This is a genomic window from Streptomyces alanosinicus (genome assembly GCF_014650595.1).
Taxonomy (GTDB): Bacteria; Actinomycetota; Actinomycetes; order Streptomycetales; family Streptomycetaceae; genus Streptomyces; species Streptomyces alanosinicus.
Genome location: NZ_BMVG01000025.1, coordinates 46,061 through 61,614, shown reverse-complemented (window position 1 = coordinate 61,614; position 15,554 = coordinate 46,061). Strand labels below are relative to the sequence as shown.

The 15,554-nt window shown below is 72.4% G+C and carries 15 protein-coding genes; 5 read left to right on the top strand and 10 right to left on the bottom strand.

Translation table 11 applies throughout. From position 1 onward, the window contains the following. Position 1: 1 nt before the first annotated feature. Positions 2-1,186, bottom strand: a complete 1,185-nt coding sequence (locus tag IE277_RS33455) for a glutathionylspermidine synthase family protein (protein WP_189957486.1) — start codon at positions 1,184-1,186, stop codon at positions 2-4. A gap of 14 nt (positions 1,187-1,200) precedes the next feature. After that, the gene (locus IE277_RS33450) at positions 1,201-1,545 is read right to left on the bottom strand and encodes a hypothetical protein (protein WP_189957485.1); all 345 of its coding nucleotides are present in this window, start codon (positions 1,543-1,545) and stop codon (positions 1,201-1,203) included. A gap of 173 nt (positions 1,546-1,718) precedes the next feature. Here IE277_RS33450 and IE277_RS33445 point away from each other — a divergent pair, with 173 nt between their 5' ends. Next, a complete protein-coding gene (locus IE277_RS33445) occupies positions 1,719-2,561 on the top strand; it encodes a DMT family transporter (protein WP_189957484.1) in 843 nt (280 codons plus the stop codon). A 122-nt stretch (positions 2,562-2,683) separates the two neighbouring features. On the opposite strand, the gene pdxR is transcribed toward IE277_RS33445, so the two are convergent. Then, positions 2,684-4,090, bottom strand: coding sequence for a MocR-like pyridoxine biosynthesis transcription factor PdxR (gene pdxR / locus IE277_RS33440; RefSeq protein ID WP_189957483.1), 1,407 nt, complete (start codon positions 4,088-4,090; stop codon positions 2,684-2,686). 47 nt (positions 4,091-4,137) lie between these two features. Here pdxR and IE277_RS33435 point away from each other — a divergent pair, with 47 nt between their 5' ends. From IE277_RS33435 to IE277_RS33425, 3 genes are read left to right on the top strand one after another with little or no spacing between them, the layout of a single operon-like run. Further along, positions 4,138-4,647 carry a carboxymuconolactone decarboxylase family protein gene (locus IE277_RS33435; protein WP_189957482.1) on the top strand — a complete coding sequence of 170 codons (510 nt, stop codon included), beginning with the start codon at positions 4,138-4,140 and terminating at the stop codon, positions 4,645-4,647. After that, positions 4,644-5,084 (top strand): carboxymuconolactone decarboxylase family protein, encoded by a 441-nt coding sequence (locus IE277_RS33430; protein ID WP_268252682.1) that lies wholly within the window; start codon positions 4,644-4,646, stop codon positions 5,082-5,084. The genes IE277_RS33435 and IE277_RS33430 overlap by 4 nt, the downstream gene beginning before the upstream one ends. Next, positions 5,081-5,803 (top strand): isocitrate lyase/PEP mutase family protein, encoded by a 723-nt coding sequence (locus IE277_RS33425; RefSeq protein WP_189957481.1) that lies wholly within the window; start codon positions 5,081-5,083, stop codon positions 5,801-5,803. The genes IE277_RS33430 and IE277_RS33425 overlap by 4 nt, the downstream gene beginning before the upstream one ends. Positions 5,804-5,809: 6 nt before the next feature. Here the strand turns inward: IE277_RS33425 and IE277_RS33420 are convergent, their stop codons facing one another. The 6 genes from IE277_RS33420 to IE277_RS33395 all read right to left on the bottom strand — a co-directional run bounded on the left by IE277_RS33420 (position 5,810) and on the right by IE277_RS33395 (position 13,533). After that, entirely contained in the window at positions 5,810-6,775 is a 966-nt protein-coding gene (locus IE277_RS33420; RefSeq protein WP_189957480.1) for an ABC transporter substrate-binding protein, read from the bottom strand. Between the two features lies 1 nt (position 6,776). Beyond that, positions 6,777-8,732 carry an ABC transporter permease gene (locus IE277_RS33415; RefSeq protein WP_189957479.1) on the bottom strand — a complete coding sequence of 652 codons (1,956 nt, stop codon included), beginning with the start codon at positions 8,730-8,732 and terminating at the stop codon, positions 6,777-6,779. Continuing rightward, complete coding sequence (locus IE277_RS33410; protein WP_189957478.1) at positions 8,732-9,808, bottom strand: quaternary amine ABC transporter ATP-binding protein; 1,077 nt, start codon at positions 9,806-9,808, stop codon at positions 8,732-8,734. Before IE277_RS33410 ends, IE277_RS33415 begins: the two co-directional genes overlap by 1 nt. Further along, positions 9,808-11,340: a GMC family oxidoreductase gene (locus IE277_RS33405; RefSeq protein ID WP_189957477.1), complete on the bottom strand. Its 1,533-nt coding sequence runs from the start codon at positions 11,338-11,340 to the stop codon at positions 9,808-9,810. Before IE277_RS33405 ends, IE277_RS33410 begins: the two co-directional genes overlap by 1 nt. A 38-nt stretch (positions 11,341-11,378) precedes the next feature. Beyond that, positions 11,379-12,899 carry an aldehyde dehydrogenase family protein gene (locus tag IE277_RS33400; protein ID WP_189957476.1) on the bottom strand — a complete coding sequence of 507 codons (1,521 nt, stop codon included), beginning with the start codon at positions 12,897-12,899 and terminating at the stop codon, positions 11,379-11,381. Positions 12,900-13,071: 172 nt separating this feature from the next. Continuing rightward, positions 13,072-13,533 carry a MarR family winged helix-turn-helix transcriptional regulator gene (locus tag IE277_RS33395; protein WP_189957475.1) on the bottom strand — a complete coding sequence of 154 codons (462 nt, stop codon included), beginning with the start codon at positions 13,531-13,533 and terminating at the stop codon, positions 13,072-13,074. Positions 13,534-13,679: 146 nt separating this feature from the next. Between IE277_RS33395 and IE277_RS33390 the strand changes: the two genes are divergently transcribed. Further along, positions 13,680-14,609 carry a helix-turn-helix domain-containing GNAT family N-acetyltransferase gene (locus IE277_RS33390; protein ID WP_189957474.1) on the top strand — a complete coding sequence of 310 codons (930 nt, stop codon included), beginning with the start codon at positions 13,680-13,682 and terminating at the stop codon, positions 14,607-14,609. Here IE277_RS33390 and IE277_RS33385 read toward each other — a convergent pair. Further along, the gene (locus tag IE277_RS33385; RefSeq protein ID WP_189957473.1) at positions 14,586-15,545 is read right to left on the bottom strand and encodes a LysR family transcriptional regulator; all 960 of its coding nucleotides are present in this window, start codon (positions 15,543-15,545) and stop codon (positions 14,586-14,588) included. The two genes, IE277_RS33390 and IE277_RS33385, sit on opposite strands and share 24 nt — an antisense overlap. Positions 15,546-15,554 lie beyond the last annotated feature (9 nt).

Here is a 15,554-nt window from a genome sequence, read left to right as displayed (position 1 = left end):
GCTAGAGGATCACATGGGGCAGAAAGCGGGCGTATTCGTCGGTGATCAGGCCCGACGACTCGCGGATGCCCAGGCCGGCCGCCTCGTCCCGGACGACCCAGGCGCCGAGGACGACGTGGTTGCCGTCGAAGGCGGGGAGCGGGGCGAGCCCCTGATAGCAGCAGGGTTCGTCGCGCGGGACGGGCTCGGCGCCGGGCTCGTGCACGGTCACGCCCGCGCCCTCGCGGCCGAGCAGGGGCTTCGCCACGTAGCCCGACGACCGCGCCAGCTCGCGCGGGCCGTCCAGATAGGCGGGCAGGAGGTTCGGGTGGCCGGGGTAGAGCTCCCAGAGGACCGCCAGCAGCGCCTTGTTGCTCAGCAGCATCTTCCAGGCGGGTTCGATCCACAGGGTCGAGCCGGTGCCCCCGCCGTTGTCGAGGGTGTCCAGGACATGCCCGGCGAAGGCGTCGGTGGTGAGCCATTCCCAGGGGTAGAGCTTGAAGATGCCGCGGATGAACCGGAGCTGGTTGTCCACGAAGCGGCCCGAGAGGGTGTCCCAGCCGATCTCCTCCATGGACAGCCAGTCGGTGTCGAGGCCGGCCTGTTCGGCGGTCTCCTTCAGATAGGCGACCGTCATCAGGTCCTCGCCGAGTTCGTCGGCCGAGGAGTGCGCGAAGTGCAGCGGGCTGCCGGGCGGGAGGAGCCCGGCCTGGGACCGCCAGGCGTCGACGAGGCGTTCGTGCAGGGAGTTCCACTGGTCGGCGCCGGGGAAGCGGTCCTCCATCCAGAACCACTGCGGCGAGGCGGCCTCCACCAGGGAGGTCGGGGTGTCCGCGTTGTACTCCAGCAGCTTGGCCGGGCCGGTGCCGTCGTAGCGCAGGTCGAACCGGCCGTAGAGGGAAGGGAGTTCGGCGCGGCGGGCCCAGGCCTCGGTGACCGCGGCGGCCACCCGCGGGTCGGTGATGCCGAGGTCGGCGAGCCGGTCCTCGGCCACGATGTGCCCGGCGGCGGCGAGGCACATCCGGTGCAGTTCCTCGACGGTCTCCTCCAGCGCCTCGATCTCGTCCAGGGTGAAGACGTAGTAGGCGCTCTCGTCCCAGTAGGGGCGCAGTGAGCCGTCGGGGTGGCGGGTGAGGGGGTAGACGAGTCCCTGTTCCTCGACGGTCTGCTGCCAGCCGGGGCGGGGTGCAGTGGTACGGCGTTCCATGGTGACGGTCCCGGTCAGCCGCCGGAGCTGTGGTGGCCGCCGCCGAAGCCGCCGCGGTGGACTCCGTGGCCGCCGCCGGAGGAACCGCCGGAGCCCCTGCGGGGCCTGGTGAAGGAGCCGCCGTCCACCCAGGAGCCCTGCTTCTTGCCGCCGTAGTACCAGTCGGCGTTCACGGCGGCCTTGGTCGTCTTGCAGTTCTTGTCGGAGACGACCTTGTAGCCCTTGGCGAAGTTGTAGCTGCCTCGGTCGACGCAGCGCTTGTCGGGTTCGGAGGAGCAGGCGGTGAGGGCGGCGGCCAGTAGGCCCATGCCGCCGAGGACGACCGTGCCGGACCGCAGCCGACGGCGCGTGTTCTCCATCTGTGGTGTCTCCCCCGTGTGTGTGCACCGTTGTGTGCGCCATTGTGTGCACCGTGCTTCTGCGCGCACCGTGCTCCGTCGTATTTCCGGATCAGACTAGAGAACGGTAAGAGCGCAGACCACAGTGGGGGATCGGGACGGCCCTCTCCTAGAGTCCCTTTGTGCTCTTTGGAATGGTGTGCGCCCTTGGCGCGGCGGTCTGCTTCGGCACCGCGACGGTCTTTCAGGCGGTGGCCGCGCAAACGGCCGGTACGGGTGGCGGCGGTGAGGCGGCGCTGCTGCTACGGGCGGTGCGGCAGTGGCGGTATCTGCTCGGACTGGGACTGGACGGGCTGGGCTTCGTCTTCCAGATCGCGGCGCTGCGGTCCCTGCCGATCTATGCGGTCAGCGCGGCCCTGGCGTCGAGTCTGGCGGTGACCGCTGTGGTCGCGGCGCGCCTGCTGCGGGTGCGGCTGAGCGGCACGGAGTGGGGCGCGGTGGCCGTGGTGTGCGCCGGGCTCGCGATGCTGGGGCTGGCGTCCGGGCCGGAGGGCAAGGAGGGCGGCTCGGACGCGCTGCGGTACGTGATGCTCGGCGTGGCCGTCGGGATGCTCCTGCTGGCGCTCGCGGGCGGGCGGCTGTCCGGGCGGGCGCGGGCACTCGTGCTGGGGCTGGGCGCCGGGTTCGGGTTCGGGGTGGTGGAGGTGACGGTCCGGCTGATCGACAGCCTGGCGCCGGCAGACCTGCTCACCAACCCGGCGACGTATGCGCTGGTGATCGGCGGCGGTGCCGCGTTCATCCTGCTCACATCGGCTCTCCAGCGGGGCTCGGTCACCACGGCGACCGCCGGGCTGGTGATCGGCGAGACGATCGGGCCCGCCGCGGTGGGCGTCATCTGGCTGGGCGACCGTACGAGGGAGGGCCTGACCTGGCTCGCGGTGCTCGGGTTCGCGGTGGCGGTGGCCGGGGCGATGGCGCTCGCGCGCTTCGGGGAGGCGCCGGTGGAGGAGCCGGCGGCGGAGGAGCCGGTCGCCTGAGGGGGGTGCGCTGGGTCGCCCGGCGAGTGCGGGTGGTGGGTGGCTTGTCGCGCCCACGCGGCGGAGCCGCATATCGACGCGGCCTCGCGCCCCTATGGCTGCTGAATTGCTGCTGACGCCTGCTACGGAAGGACCCGGCACAACGCTTCCAGTGCGCCCGCCCACGCGCTGTCCGGTGGTGTTGCGTAGCCCACCACCAGGGCGTCCAGCGGCTCGGTCACGGCCTGGGGGTGGCGGTGGTAGGCGAGGCCGTGGAGGGCGAGGCCCTGCCAGCCGGCGGCCTGGATCACCGACTGTTCCAGGCCAGGGGGCAGGCGGAGCACGGCGTGCAGGCCGGCCGCGATGCCCGTGACCGTCACCTCGGGGGCGCCGGCGGCCACCGCGGCGGTCAGGGCGTCGCGACGGCGCCGGTAGCGCAGCCGGGAGGAGCGGACCTGGCGGTCGTAGGCGCCGGAGGTGAGGAACTCGGCGAGGGTGAGCTGTTCGAGTACGCCCACGGTGTCGGCGCCGCCCTTGGCCGCGGCCGCCTCCTCCGCGAGGGCCGGCGGCAGCACCGTCCAGGCCAGGCGCAGTCCGGGGGCCAGGGACTTGCTGGCGGTGCCGAAGTAGATCACGCGGTCGGGGTCCAGACCCTGGAGGGCGCCGACGGGCTGGCGGTCGTAGCGGAACTCGCCGTCGTAGTCGTCCTCCAGGATCAGTCCGCCGGTGCGCCGCGCCCAGTCCACGACGGCGGCGCGCCGGTCGGGGTGCAGGGCCGTGCCCATGGGGAACTGGTGGGCCGGGGTCAGCAGCACCGCGCCGGCGTCGCCCGGGTCGCGGGTGTCCGTGCCGAGTTCGTCGTACGGGAGCGCGGGGGTCGCGAGGCCCGCCTGCCGGATCCGGCGCCAGTGGACGTCCAGGCCGTACGACTCCACCGCCACCGTCCGTACCCCGCGCGCCCGCAGGACCGGGCCGATGATGTGCAGGGCGTGGGCGAAGCCGGAGGTGATCAGGATGGTCTCCGGGTCGGTGCGCACGCCGCGGGCGCGGGCGAGGTAGCCGGCGAGGGCGCGGCGCAGCTCGGGGTGGCCGCGCGGGTCGCCGTAGCCGAGGGCGTCGTGCGGGGCGGTGGTCAGGGCGCGGCGGGCGGCCCGCAGCCACTCGGCGCGCGGGAAGGCGGCCAGGTCGGGGCTGCCGGGGATGAGGCTGTGGGCGGGGCGGGCCGGGGCGCCGGGGCGGGTCGGTGTGCCCCGGTCCCGCGCGGTGCGGGCGGGCGTCACGGCCGCGCGTGCGGCCACCCGTGTCCCGGAGCCCTGGCGGGCGGTCAGCCAGCCCTCGGCGACCAGGTCGGCGTAGGCCTCGGCGACGGTGTTGCGGGCGATGCCGAGGTCGGTGGCGAGGCTGCGGGAGGAGGGCAGCCGGGTGCCGGGGGCGAGCCGGCCGGTGCGGACCGCGTCCCGCAGGGCGTCGGTCAGGCCCCGGCGCAGCCCGCCGGAGCCGGTCGGTTCGAGGTGCAGGTCGACGCCCAGAGTGGCCCGTGATTCCACCATGGAAATGGACCATACTCCTGGGCTGCCTCGCTCGTAGGGTCGAGGACATGAGCACACAGACCAGCACCGAGAACACCGTCGGGTATGTCCCCGAGCACACCCCCCGGATGCAGTTCGCCCAGCACGCCCCCGAGGTCTACAAGGCGATGATCCGGCTGGACGCCGCCGCCCGGCAGGGCGTGGACCCCACGCTGTACGAGCTGGTGAAGATCCGCGCCTCGCAGCTCAACCACTGCGCGTTCTGCCTCGACATGCACACCAAGGACGCGCTGGCGGCCGGTGAGCGCGTGGAGCGGATCGTGCAGCTCAGCGCGTGGGAGGAGTCGCGGCACTTCTACACCGCGAAGGAGCTGGCGGCGATCGAGCTGACCGAGGCGGTCACCGTCCTCACCGACGGCTTCGTGCCGGACGAGGTGTACGAGCGGGCCGCGAAGCAGTTCGAGGAGGCCGAGCTGGCCCAGCTGATCGCCGCGATCACGGTGATCAACGCCTGGAACCGGATCGGCGTGACCACCCGCATGGTCCCGGGCCACTACCAGTCCGGACAGCACAAGTGAGCCGTACGCAGATACTGGACCGCGAGGTCGCGCAGGCGATGTCCGCGCTCAGCGCGGCCTCGAAGAAGGGGCTCGGCGATCCGGTCCTCGCCGAACTGGTGATGATCCGGGCCTCGCAGCTCAACCACTGCGCGTTCTGCCTGGACATGCACCTCCGACTGGCCCGGAAGAGCGGGGAGTCGCAGGACCGCGTCCAGCTGCTCGACGCCTGGGAGGAGACCGAGGACCTCTACAGCGAGCGGGAGCGGGCCGCGCTCGCGCTGACCGAGGCGGTCACCGTGCTCACCGGCGGCGTGCCGGACGAGGTGTACGAGCGGGCCGCGCACCACTTCGGTGAGGCCGAACTCGCCCATCTCATCGGCCTGATCACCGCCATCAACGGCTGGAACCGTCTGATGGTCAGCCGTCGCGTCCCGCCCGGGGGGTACCAGCCATGAGCAAGACCGAGGTGTTCCGCGCGCTGCATCTGGGGCGCGCCCAGGACGATCCGCTGGTGCTGCCCGGACCCTGGGACGCGGCCAGCGCCCGGGTGTTCGCCGAGGCCGGGTTCCCGGCGCTGGCCACGCCGAGCGCGGGGGTCGCCGCCTCGCTCGGGTACGAGGACGGCGCCACCCCGGCCGATGAGATGTTCGCGGCGGTCGCCCGGATCTGCCGGGCCGTGGACGTGCCGGTGTCGGCGGACATCGAGAGCGGGTACGGGCTCGCGCCCAAGGAGCTGGTGGAGCGGCTTCTTCAGGCCGGTGCCGTCGGCTGCAACCTGGAGGACTCGGCCGGGGGCGTGCTCAGGGATCCGCACGAGCAGGCGGAGTTCCTCGCCGAGTTCCGCGAGGAGGCCGCCGGTCGGCTGTTCCTCAACGCCCGCGTGGACGTCTTCGTGCGCGGCGGCAAGGATCCGGAGAAGGCCGTCGAGCGGGCCGCGGCGTACGTGGCGGCGGGCGCCGACTGCGTCTACCCGATCCAGGCCCCGGCGGACGCGCTGCCGCTGCTGCGGGCCGGGGTCCAGGGCCCGATCAACATCAACACCCGGCCGGACGGCGAGGGCCCCTCGCCCGCCGAACTCGGCGAACTCGGGGCCACCCGCATCACGTTCGGACCGGGACTCCAGCGGATGGCGACGGCCGCCCTGCGGGACATCGCCAACAGCCTTGCCTCATAGGGCCGTTCAGGACAGCCACTTCTTCCATGCCTCGGGGTGGCTGTCCACCCACTTCTTCGCCGCGTCCTGAGGGGACAGCTTCTCGTCGGCGATCATCAGGGAGACCTCGTTCTGGTCCTCGGTCGTCCACGTGAACTTCTTCAGGAAGGCCGCCGCCTTGCCGCCGGACTTCGCGAAGTCGGCGTTGAGGTACTTCTGCAGCGGGGTGTGCGGATAGGCGCAGGTGATCTTCGCCGTGTCCGCGTCACAGCCGTCCTTGTACGGCGGCAGCTTCACCTCGGTCATGGGCACCTTCTTGAACAGCCACTGGGGTGAGTACCAGTAGGTCAGGAAGGGCTTCTTGTCCTTGGCGAACTGCTTCATCTGGGTGATCTGGGCGGCCTCGGAGCCGGCGAAGACGACCTGGTAGTCCAGCTTCAGGTTCTGCACCAGGGCCTTGTCGTTGGTGACGTACGACGGGGAGCCGTCCATCAGCTGGCCCTTGCCGCCGCTCTCCGCGGTGCGGAAGAGGGAGGAGTACTTGTCGAGGTTCTTCCAGTCCGTGATGTCCGGGTGCTGCTTGACCAGGTAGGTGGGGACGAACCAGCCGATGTGGCCGGTCACCCCGAGGTCGCCGCCGCGCGCGATCGTCTTCTTGTCCTCGACGTAGCGCTTCTCCTGGTCCGGGTGGCCCCAGTCCTCCAGGATCGCGTCGACCCGGCCCTGGCTGAGCGCGTCCCACGCGGGCACCTCGTCGACCTGGACGGTGTCGACGCGGTAGCCGAGCTTGTGCTCCAGGAGGTACTGGGCGACGGCCACGTTGGACTGCGCGCCCACCCAGGACTGCACGGACAGGGTCACGGACTTCGCGCCCCGGGCGCCCGCGAACGGCGACGCCTGCTTGGTCATGTCGGCGGCGCCGCAGCCGGTGAGCAGCGACACGGTGGCCGCTCCGGCGGCGATCAGCGCCGTCCTGCGCTTGAGCTTCGTCATGTCACGCTCCCTTCTTCGCGCGTCGCTCGGTGGGCTGGGTCACCCGGTCGAGCATCAGGCCCAGGCAGACGATGGCGGCACCGGCCACCAGGCCGGTCGCCAGGTCGCCCTGGGCGAGGCCGAAGGCGACGTTGTAGCCGAGGGCGCCACCGCCGACCAGGCCGCCGATGATGACGACGGCGAGGACCAGGACCACGCCCTGGTTGAGGGCGAGCAGCAACGAGCGCCGGGCGAGCGGGAGCTGGACCTGCCACAGCTGCTGGCGGCCGGTCGCGCCGAGGGACCGCGCCGACTCCAGCGCGGCCGGGTCGACCTGGCGCAGCCCCTGCGCGGTGATCCGGACGACGGCCGGCAGGGCGTAGACGACGGCCGCGGCGACGGCGGGCGCGCGGCCCACGCCGAACAGGGCGACGACCGGGATCAGATACACGAACTGCGGCATGGTCTGGAACACGTCCAGGACCGGGCGCAGGGCGCGTTCGACCCGGTCGCTGCGGGCGGCGGCGATACCGGTCGCGAACCCGAGGACCAGGGTGACGGCGACGGCGGCCAGCACCTGCGAGAGCGTGTCGAGGGCCGGTCCCCAGACGCCGAGCACACCGATCGCGGCCATGGCGAGTACGGCGGTCAGGGCGGTGCGCCAGGTGCCGATCGACCAGGCCAGCGCGGCGACGATCAGCAGCACCGACCACCAGGGCAGCCACAGCAGCCCGGAGCGGACCGGGTCGAGCACCCAGGTGGTGAAGTGACCCGCCCAGTCGGCCGTACCGCCGACGACCGGGACACCGGAGTACAGATGGCCGGTCATCCAGTCGACGGCGCGGTTGACCGGTTCGGCGATGTTCAGGGTCCAGCCGGCGGGCCAGTCCAGCCGGCCGAGGAGGCGGGCGGCCAGGGCGGCGGCGACGGTGACGGCGAGGGCGTACGGCCAGCCGATCGCCCGGGTCCGCGGCTCTCCCGTCGCGCCGGCTCCGGCGCCGGCGGCCGCGGTGACGCGGTCCAGGACGATCGCGAGCAGCACGATGGGGATGCCGGCGGCGAGGGCCGCGCCGACGTCGACGGAGGCGAGCGCCTGGTAGACGCGGTCGCCGAGGCCGCCGGCGCCGATGACCGAGGCGATGACGGCCATGGACAGCGCCATCATGATCGTCTGGTTGAGGCCGAGGAGGAGTTCGCCCCGGGCCAGCGGGATACGGGCGGTCAGCAGCCGCTGGCGGCGAGTCGCGCCGAGCGACTCCACGGCCTCCAGGACTTCGGGGTCGGCGCCGCGCAGGCCGAGCGCGGTGAGGCGGGCCATCGGCGGTGCGGCGTAGACGACGGTGGCGAGGACGGCCGCGGGGACGCCGATGCCGAAGACCAGGACGACGGGGAGGAGGTAGGCGAAGGCCGGGAGCACCTGCATGGTGTCCAGGACCGGGCGCAGGGCGCGGTTCAGCCGGTCGGAGAGGCCGGCGGCGAGGCCGAGCAGCGCGCCGACGAGCACGGAGGCGAGGACCGCGACGACCATCAGCGCGAGGGTCTGCATGGTCGGGACCCACATGCCGAGCGCTCCGCAGCTCAGCAGGGCGACGGCCGTGCCGGCGGCCAGCCGGACCCCGGCGACGCGCCAGGCGACCAGGGCGCCGAGGACCGTGACGCCGGTCCAGCCCGCGGCGAGCAGGGTGAGGTAGACGGCGCGTACGGAGAGGACGACGGCGTTGCTGATGTAGCCGAAGAAGTACAGGAACAGCGGGTGGCTGTCCCGGTTGTCGATGACCCAGTTACTGGCCGAGGCGAGCGGTTTGGCGAGGCTGACGGTCAGCTCGTGGGGCCAGGCGGCGCCGGGCCACTGGGAGGCGGCCCAGGGGGCGAGGACCGCGGCGACGAGGCCGAGCAGCAGGAGCTTGCCCGCGGCCCGGCTCTTGAGCAGACCGGGTTCGGTGGTGCCGGCGGAGGTCGGGACGGTGAGCGTTGCCATCAGACGCCCTCCGGAGCGGTGCGGGGGGCGGGTACGCCGGCGACCACGGCGAGCAGGCGCTTGTGGTCGACGACGCCCAGACAGCGGTCGTCCTCCACCACGCAGGCGGGGCCGCCGAGGCCGGCCACCGTCTTGATCGCGTCGGCCACCACGGCGTCCGGCCGCAGAGCGCCCGGGTGCTCGGATCCCTTGCAGGCGCCCGGCTTCATCGCCGTGCGCACGGTCATGACCTGCTCGCGCGGGACCTCGCGGACGAACTCGCGGACGTAGTCGTCGGCCGGGGAGCCGACGATCTCCTCCGGGGTGCCCAGCTGGACGACCTTGCCGTCGCGCATCAGGGCGATACGGTCACCGAGTTTGAGGGCCTCGGCGAGGTCGTGGGTGATGAAGACCATCGTGCGGCCCTCCTCGCGGTGCAGCCGGGCCACCTCGTCCTGCATGTCGCGCCGGATGAGCGGGTCGAGGGCGCTGAACGGCTCGTCGAACAGGAGCACCTCGGGGTCGACCGCCAACGCCCGTGCCAGACCCACCCGTTGACGCTGGCCGCCGGACAGCTGGGCGGGCCGGCGGTGTTCCATGCCCTCCAGGCCGACCTTGGCGACGACCTCGGCGGCCCGCTCCCGGCGTTCGGCCTTGCCGACGCCCTGGATCTCCAGGCCGTAGGCCACGTTGTCGAGGACGCTGCGGTGCGGGAGCAGGCCGAAGTGCTGGAAGACCATCGCGGCACGGTGGCGGCGCAGTTCGCGCAGCCGGGACTTGTCCATCGCGCGGACGTCCTCGCCGTCGATGGCGATGCTGCCGGCCGTCGGCTCGATGAGCCGGGTCAGACAGCGCACCAGGGTGGACTTGCCGGAACCCGACAGGCCCATCACCACGAAGACCTCGCCCTTGCGGACGTCGAAGGAGACATCACGCACGGCCGCGGTGCAGCCGGTGCGGGCGCGGAGGTCGGCGGGGTCCAGTGCGCTGAGTTCCGGGTCCGAGGGAACGCGCTCCGGCTTCGAGCCGAAGACCTTCCACAGCCCGGAGACGGAAAAGACGGGGGTCTGGACGGGGGTCTGTATGGCGGTACCCATCAGGCACCACCTCCGATCAGGTCGACGGCTTTCTCCCCGACCATGAGCACCCCGATCATCGGGTTCACGGCGGGCATGGTCGGGAAGACGGAAGCATCGGCGATCCGGATGCCGTCGAGGCCGCGGATCTTCAACTCCGGGTCGACGACGGCGAGTTCGTCGTCCCCGTCACCCATCTTGCAGGTGCCGGCCGGGTGGTAGACGGTGTGCGCGACCTTGCGGGCGTACTCGCTCAGCCCGGCGTCGTCGGTGATCTCCGGGCCGGGGCAGACCTCGCGCTTGAGCCAGCTCGCGAGCGGCTCGGCCTGGGCGATCTCGCGGGCGACGCGGATGCCGTCGACCAAGGTGCGGCCGTCGTAGTCGTCCTCGTCGGTGAAGTACCGGAAGTCGAGGGCGGGCTTCACGGACGGGTCGGCGCTGGTCAGATAGAGCCGGCCGCGGGACTTCGGCTTGGGGATGTTCGGGGTCATCGACACCCCGAACTCCGGGCGCTCGTACCCGAGTCGCTCCGGGTTGTCCGTGAACGGGATCTGGTAGAAGTGGAACATCAGGTCCGGGCCCGCGTGGTCGGGGTCGCGGTGCACGAACAGGCCCGCGTCGGAGTCCATCGCGGAGTTCTCCGGGATCGGTCCATGGGTCTCCCAGACGATGACCGACTCGGGGTGGTCCAGCAGGTTCTCGCCGACGCCCGGCAGATCGAGCACGACGGGGATGCCCAGCGCTTCGAGGTCCTTACGGGGTCCGATGCCCGAGTGCATCAGCAGCCGCGGGGAGTCGACGGCGCCCGCGCACAGCACGACCTCGTTACGGGCGCGGACCAGCAGTTCCTCGCCGTCCTTGGTGCGCACGTGCACGCCCTCGGCGCGGGTACCGGTCAGCTCCAGCCTGTGCGCCCAGGTCTCCAGCAGGACGGTCAGGTTGGGACGCTCGTCCATCACCGGGTGGAGGTAGGCCACGGACGCGCTCGACCGCTTGTTGTTCTCCGGGTGGTAGGCGAGGTCGAAGAAGCCGACGCCCTCGGTGAACGGCTTCTTGTTGAAGCCCTCGATCCGGGGCACGCCGAGTGCCGACTGGGCGGCGTCGACGAAGTCGCGGGCGATGGCGTTCCGGTCCTTCTCGTCGACCGAGACGATGTTGTTCTTCAGCCGGGCGAAGTAGGCCTCCATGGGGACGGCGCCCCAGCCCTTGGCGCCGGCCGCCTCCCACTCGTCCCAGTCGGACGGCAGCGGCTTGAAGGAGATGAGGGTGTTGTGCGAGGAGCAGCCGCCGAGGACACGGGCGCGGCTGTGCCGGATGTGGGAGTTGCCGCGCGGCTGCTCCACCGTCGGGTAGTCGTAGTCGAGGTCGCCGCCGAGCAGGCCCATCCAGCGGCGCAGGGTGAGGACGTCGTCGCGGCCGACGTCGCTCGGGCCGCCCTCGATGACGGCGACGGTGACATCCGGGTTCTCGGTGAGACGGGAGGCGATGACGGAGCCGGCGGTGCCGCCGCCGATGACGACGTAGTCGTACAGATGAGGGGTGGTCTCGGACATGAGGGGTGTTACTCCAGGAGGTGTTGAAGAGCGGGGACTCAGCCGGTGAACCAGCGCACCGGCTTCGGCGCGAGGTTCTGGTACACGTGCTTGGTCTCGCGGTACTCGGCGAGTCCTGCCGGCCCCAGCTCGCGGCCGGTGCCGCTCTTGCCGAAGCCGCCCCACTCCGCCTGCGGCAGATAGGGGTGGAAGTCGTTGATCCAGACGGTGCCGTGGCGCAGCCGGCCGGCGACCCGGCGGGCCCGGCCCGCGTCCGCGGTCCAGACGGCGCCGGCGAGGCCGTACTCGGTGTCGTTGGCGAGGAGGACCGCCTCGTCCTCGGTGCGGAAGGTCTCCACGGTCAGGACGGGTCCGAAGACCTCCTCGCGGACGACCTTCATCTCGCGGTGGCAGGCGTCGAGAACGGTCGGCTCGTAGAAGTAGCCGGATTCCGGGCGGGTCTCGCTCGGCTCGGGCCGCTTGCCGCCGCAGCGCAGCACCGCGCCCTCGGCGAGCGCGGAGGCGACGTACGCCTCGGTCTTCTCGCGCTGCTGCGCGGAGACGAGCGGGCCGCACTCGACGCCGTCCGCCGTGCCGCGGCCGAGCCTGATCCGCTGGGCGCGGCGGGCGAGTTCGGTGACGAAGCGGTCCCTGACCGACTCCTCGACGATGAGGCGGGCGCCGGCGGAGCAGACCTGGCCGCTGTGGATGAAGGCGGCGTTGAGGGCCTGGTCGACGGCCGTGTCGAAGTCCTCCTCGGTGGCGCAGGAGTCGGCGAAGACGACGTTGGGGTTCTTGCCGCCGAGTTCGAGGGCGACCTTCTTCACGCTCGGGGCGGCGGCCTGGGCGACCTTGACGCCGCTGACCAGGCCGCCGGTGAAGGAGACCAGGTCGACGTCGGGGTGCTCGGCGAACCGGGCGCCGACGGTGTGACCGGGGCCGGTGACGATGTTGGCCACGCCGGCGGGCAGTCCGGCCTCGGCGAGCAGGCCGATCAGCGCGACGGTCGTCAGCGGCGTGATCTCGCTGGGCTTGATGACGAAGGTGTTGCCGGCGGCGAGCGCCGGGGCGATCTTCCAACTGGCCTGGAGGAGCGGGTAGTTCCAGGGGGTGATCAGCGCGCACACACCGACGGGCTCGTGCACGACCACGCTGTGGATGTCGGGCGAGCCCGCGTCCACGACCCGGCCGGGGGCCTCGGCGGCGACGAGGTCGGCGAAGTAGCGGAAGGAGTCGGCGACACAGTCGATGTCGATACGGCCCTCTTCGACGGTCTTGCCCGCGTCCCGGCTCTCCAGCAGGCCGAGCTCCGCACGGTCCCGCACGAGGAGATCGGCGACGCGGCGCAGCAGGGCGGCACGCTCGGCGACGGGGGTGCCGGGCCAGGGGCCGTGGTCGAAGGCCTGCCGGGCGGCGGCGATCGCACGCTCGGCGTCCTTCTCGTCACCCTCCGCGACGACGGCGAACGGCCGGGCGTCCGCGGGGTCGAGGATCTCGCGCGTCGCGCCGGAGATCGCTTCCAGCCACTCACCGCCCGCGTGAATGGTCGCCTGGGCCTGTCGTTCCGCTCTGTCCGCCATGATCGGTATTGCCTTCCGTTCCTGATCCATGCCCCTGTGTGACGCGCATGCCGCCCTCGGGGACCGGCACCGCCTGCCCCGGTCCGGCGCAAGCCATGCGTAATCGGTGGCCGAAAGTGCGGCTCGTCACTGAAAATATGACCGAAAAGGGACAATTCGGCCGGGGGGCCGGTCAGGAGTGCAGGTCGGCCGGGCCGCCCAGGTTGCGGATCATCCGGCGCAGGACGTCCAGCGTGGTGGCGTAGTCCTCCTCCGGGACACCCTCGTGGATCTCGGCACGCACCCGCGCCAGGACGTCGACGGCCCGCCCGGTGGCCGCCCGGCCGGCCTGGGTGAGGTGCAGCTTCCCGGCCCCGTCGACAGTCAGCCACCCGCGGGCGGTCAGGGTGTCGACGGCCCGGCCGATCACCTCGGGACCGGCGTCGAGATGCGCCGCCAGCCGGCCCTGGAACTCGGCCCGGGTGCGGGGCGCCGGATCCGCCGCGATGTCCTTCAGCACCCACCACTGCGGCTGGGTGAGATCGATTCCGGCCAGGGCGCCGCGCAGATGACGTACGACGGCCTGATGGGCGACCCAGGTCCAGTAGCCGACGGGCTGGACGGTCGACGAGGAGGGGGCTGAGGCGGGCGTCATGCGGCCACGCTAGGAGCGGCGGCGCCCCGGCGCCCGGCACGCGCCGCGAAACGGGTGAGCCGGTGGACGGACGAGGCGGCCGACGGGCGGGCCGGTGGACGGGCGGGCCGGTGGACGGGGCCGGGGTCTCTGACTACAGTCAAAGAATGCAGACCTTTGACTCAGGTCAAGAAGTCGCGCGGTCGGTCTCGGCCGAGGACGTCGCCGCCTTCCGCCGCTTCAACCGGTATCTCACCCGCCGTATCGGCGTCCTGGACGACCACTACCTCGGCCAGGACCGGCCGCTCGGCGAGGCCCGGCTGCTGTTCGAGATCGGTGCCGGGGTGTCCCTGCGGGAGCTGCGGGGGCGGCTCGGGCTGGACGCCGGCTATCTCAGCCGGATGGTGAAGGCGCTGGAGGCGCAGGGCATGGTCCGGGTCGGCGTGCCCGCGCACGACAACCGGCTGCGCGTCGTCGAGCTGACGCCCGCCGGCCGCTCGGAGGTCGCCGAGCAGAACCGCCGGTCCGACGCCCTGGTGGCCGGCCTCCTCGACGGGCTCACCCCCGCCCAGCGGGCCGAGCTGACCGGGGCCATGGCGAGCGCGCAGCGCCTGCTGCGGCTGGCCGCCATCACCGTCGAGACCGTCGACGGTGCCGCACCGGACGCCCGGGCCTGTCTGGAGGCCTACGCGGCGGACATCGACGCGCGCTTCCCCGAGGGCTACGACCAGGCCACCCTGGTCGGCCCCGAGGAGGTGACCGGGGACGCCGGTGCCTTCCTGGTCGCGTACGAGGAGCGGCGGCCGGTGGGCTGCGGGGCGCTGCGGCGGCTGGAGCCGGGCGTGGGCGAGATCCGGCATGTGTGGGTGCACCCCGAGGCCCGGCGGCTGGGGCTCGCGCGGCGGCTGCTCGACGGGCTGGAGCGCGCGGCGCGGGCGCGCGGCCTGGCCGTCGTACGCCTGGACACGCACGCCGTGCTCACCGAGGCGCAGGCGATGTACCGGGCCTGCGGGTACGCCGAGATCCCGTGCTACACCGACGATGTCTACGGCGATCACTGGTTCGAGAAGCGGCTAACCGGCGAGGCCGGTGCCTGACTCCCGGACGCCGGTGCCTGACTCCCGGACGATCAGCTCCCGTACGCAGTCGCGCAGCCAGGCGTGGGCGGGGTCGGCGTCGTGACGGGGGTGCCAGGCGAGACCGACGCCGACCGCCGGGAGCGGCAGCGGGATCTCGAAGGTGACCAGGCCGAGGATGTCGGCCAGCGGGCGGCCCCAGTGGCCGATCAGCCCGATCAGCTCGGTCTCGCGCAGCACGAACAGCGAGGCCGGGTAGGTGCCGACGCTGCCCACCACCCGGCGCTTGAGGCCGAGTCCGGCCAGCGCCTCGTCGATGGGCCCGTGCTGCTTGCCGCGCCGGGACACGATCAGATGCGAGGCCTCCCCGGCGAACCGCTCGGGCGTCAGCTCCCCGGTGAGCAGCGGATGTCCGGCCCGTACGACGCCCAGCATGCGCTCCTCGTACACCGTCTCCACATGCACCTCGGGCGCACTCGTGTCGATCACCCCGACCTCCAGATCGGCGATGCCCTGACGCAGATACGGCAGGTCCACATGGCTCTCGGAGAGGAAGCGCAGCCGGATGCCGGGGGCCTCGCGGGCGGCGCGGTCGAAGAGGGCGGAACCGAGCATGGCGGCCATCGAGTCATGGCCGAGGATCGTGAACGTACGGGTCACCGTGCGCAGATCGGCGTCCCGCCCCGGCGCGAACAGGGCTCTCGCCCGCTCCACCACCGCGCCCACCTCGGCGCGCACCGCCAGCGCGCGGGGGGTGGGCACCATCCGGCGTCCCGCGCGCACCAGGACGGGATCCCCGAGTGCCTTGCGGATCCGGCCGAGGGTGCGGCTCATGGCGGGCTCGGACAGATGCAGCCGGTGTGCGGCGCCCTGCACGCTCTGCTCCTCCAGCAGCACGTCCAGCGCGACCAGCAGATTCAGGTCCAGTCTCAGGTCCGGCCCGGCGGATTGCGTCATATGCAGGTA

Excerpts from the sequence above, each read along its gene's own strand:
- IE277_RS33455 (WP_189957486.1), bottom strand. The coding sequence starts at position 1,186 with ATGGAACGCCGTACCACTGCACCCCGCCCCGGCTGGCAGCAGACCGTC.
- IE277_RS33450 (WP_189957485.1), bottom strand. The coding sequence starts at position 1,545 with ATGGAGAACACGCGCCGTCGGCTGCGGTCCGGCACGGTCGTCCTCGGC.
- IE277_RS33445 (WP_189957484.1), top strand. The coding sequence starts at position 1,719 with ATGGTGTGCGCCCTTGGCGCGGCGGTCTGCTTCGGCACCGCGACGGTC.
- pdxR (WP_189957483.1), bottom strand. The coding sequence starts at position 4,090 with ATGGTGGAATCACGGGCCACTCTGGGCGTCGACCTGCACCTCGAACCG.
- IE277_RS33435 (WP_189957482.1), top strand. The coding sequence starts at position 4,138 with ATGAGCACACAGACCAGCACCGAGAACACCGTCGGGTATGTCCCCGAG.
- IE277_RS33425 (WP_189957481.1), top strand. The coding sequence starts at position 5,081 with ATGAGCAAGACCGAGGTGTTCCGCGCGCTGCATCTGGGGCGCGCCCAG.
- IE277_RS33420 (WP_189957480.1), bottom strand. The coding sequence starts at position 6,775 with ATGACGAAGCTCAAGCGCAGGACGGCGCTGATCGCCGCCGGAGCGGCC.
- IE277_RS33415 (WP_189957479.1), bottom strand. The coding sequence starts at position 8,732 with ATGGCAACGCTCACCGTCCCGACCTCCGCCGGCACCACCGAACCCGGT.
- IE277_RS33410 (WP_189957478.1), bottom strand. The coding sequence starts at position 9,808 with ATGGGTACCGCCATACAGACCCCCGTCCAGACCCCCGTCTTTTCCGTC.
- IE277_RS33405 (WP_189957477.1), bottom strand. The coding sequence starts at position 11,340 with ATGTCCGAGACCACCCCTCATCTGTACGACTACGTCGTCATCGGCGGC.
- IE277_RS33400 (WP_189957476.1), bottom strand. The coding sequence starts at position 12,899 with ATGGCGGACAGAGCGGAACGACAGGCCCAGGCGACCATTCACGCGGGC.
- IE277_RS33395 (WP_189957475.1), bottom strand. The coding sequence starts at position 13,533 with ATGACGCCCGCCTCAGCCCCCTCCTCGTCGACCGTCCAGCCCGTCGGC.
- IE277_RS33390 (WP_189957474.1), top strand. The coding sequence starts at position 13,680 with ATGCAGACCTTTGACTCAGGTCAAGAAGTCGCGCGGTCGGTCTCGGCC.
- IE277_RS33385 (WP_189957473.1), bottom strand. The coding sequence starts at position 15,545 with ATGACGCAATCCGCCGGGCCGGACCTGAGACTGGACCTGAATCTGCTG.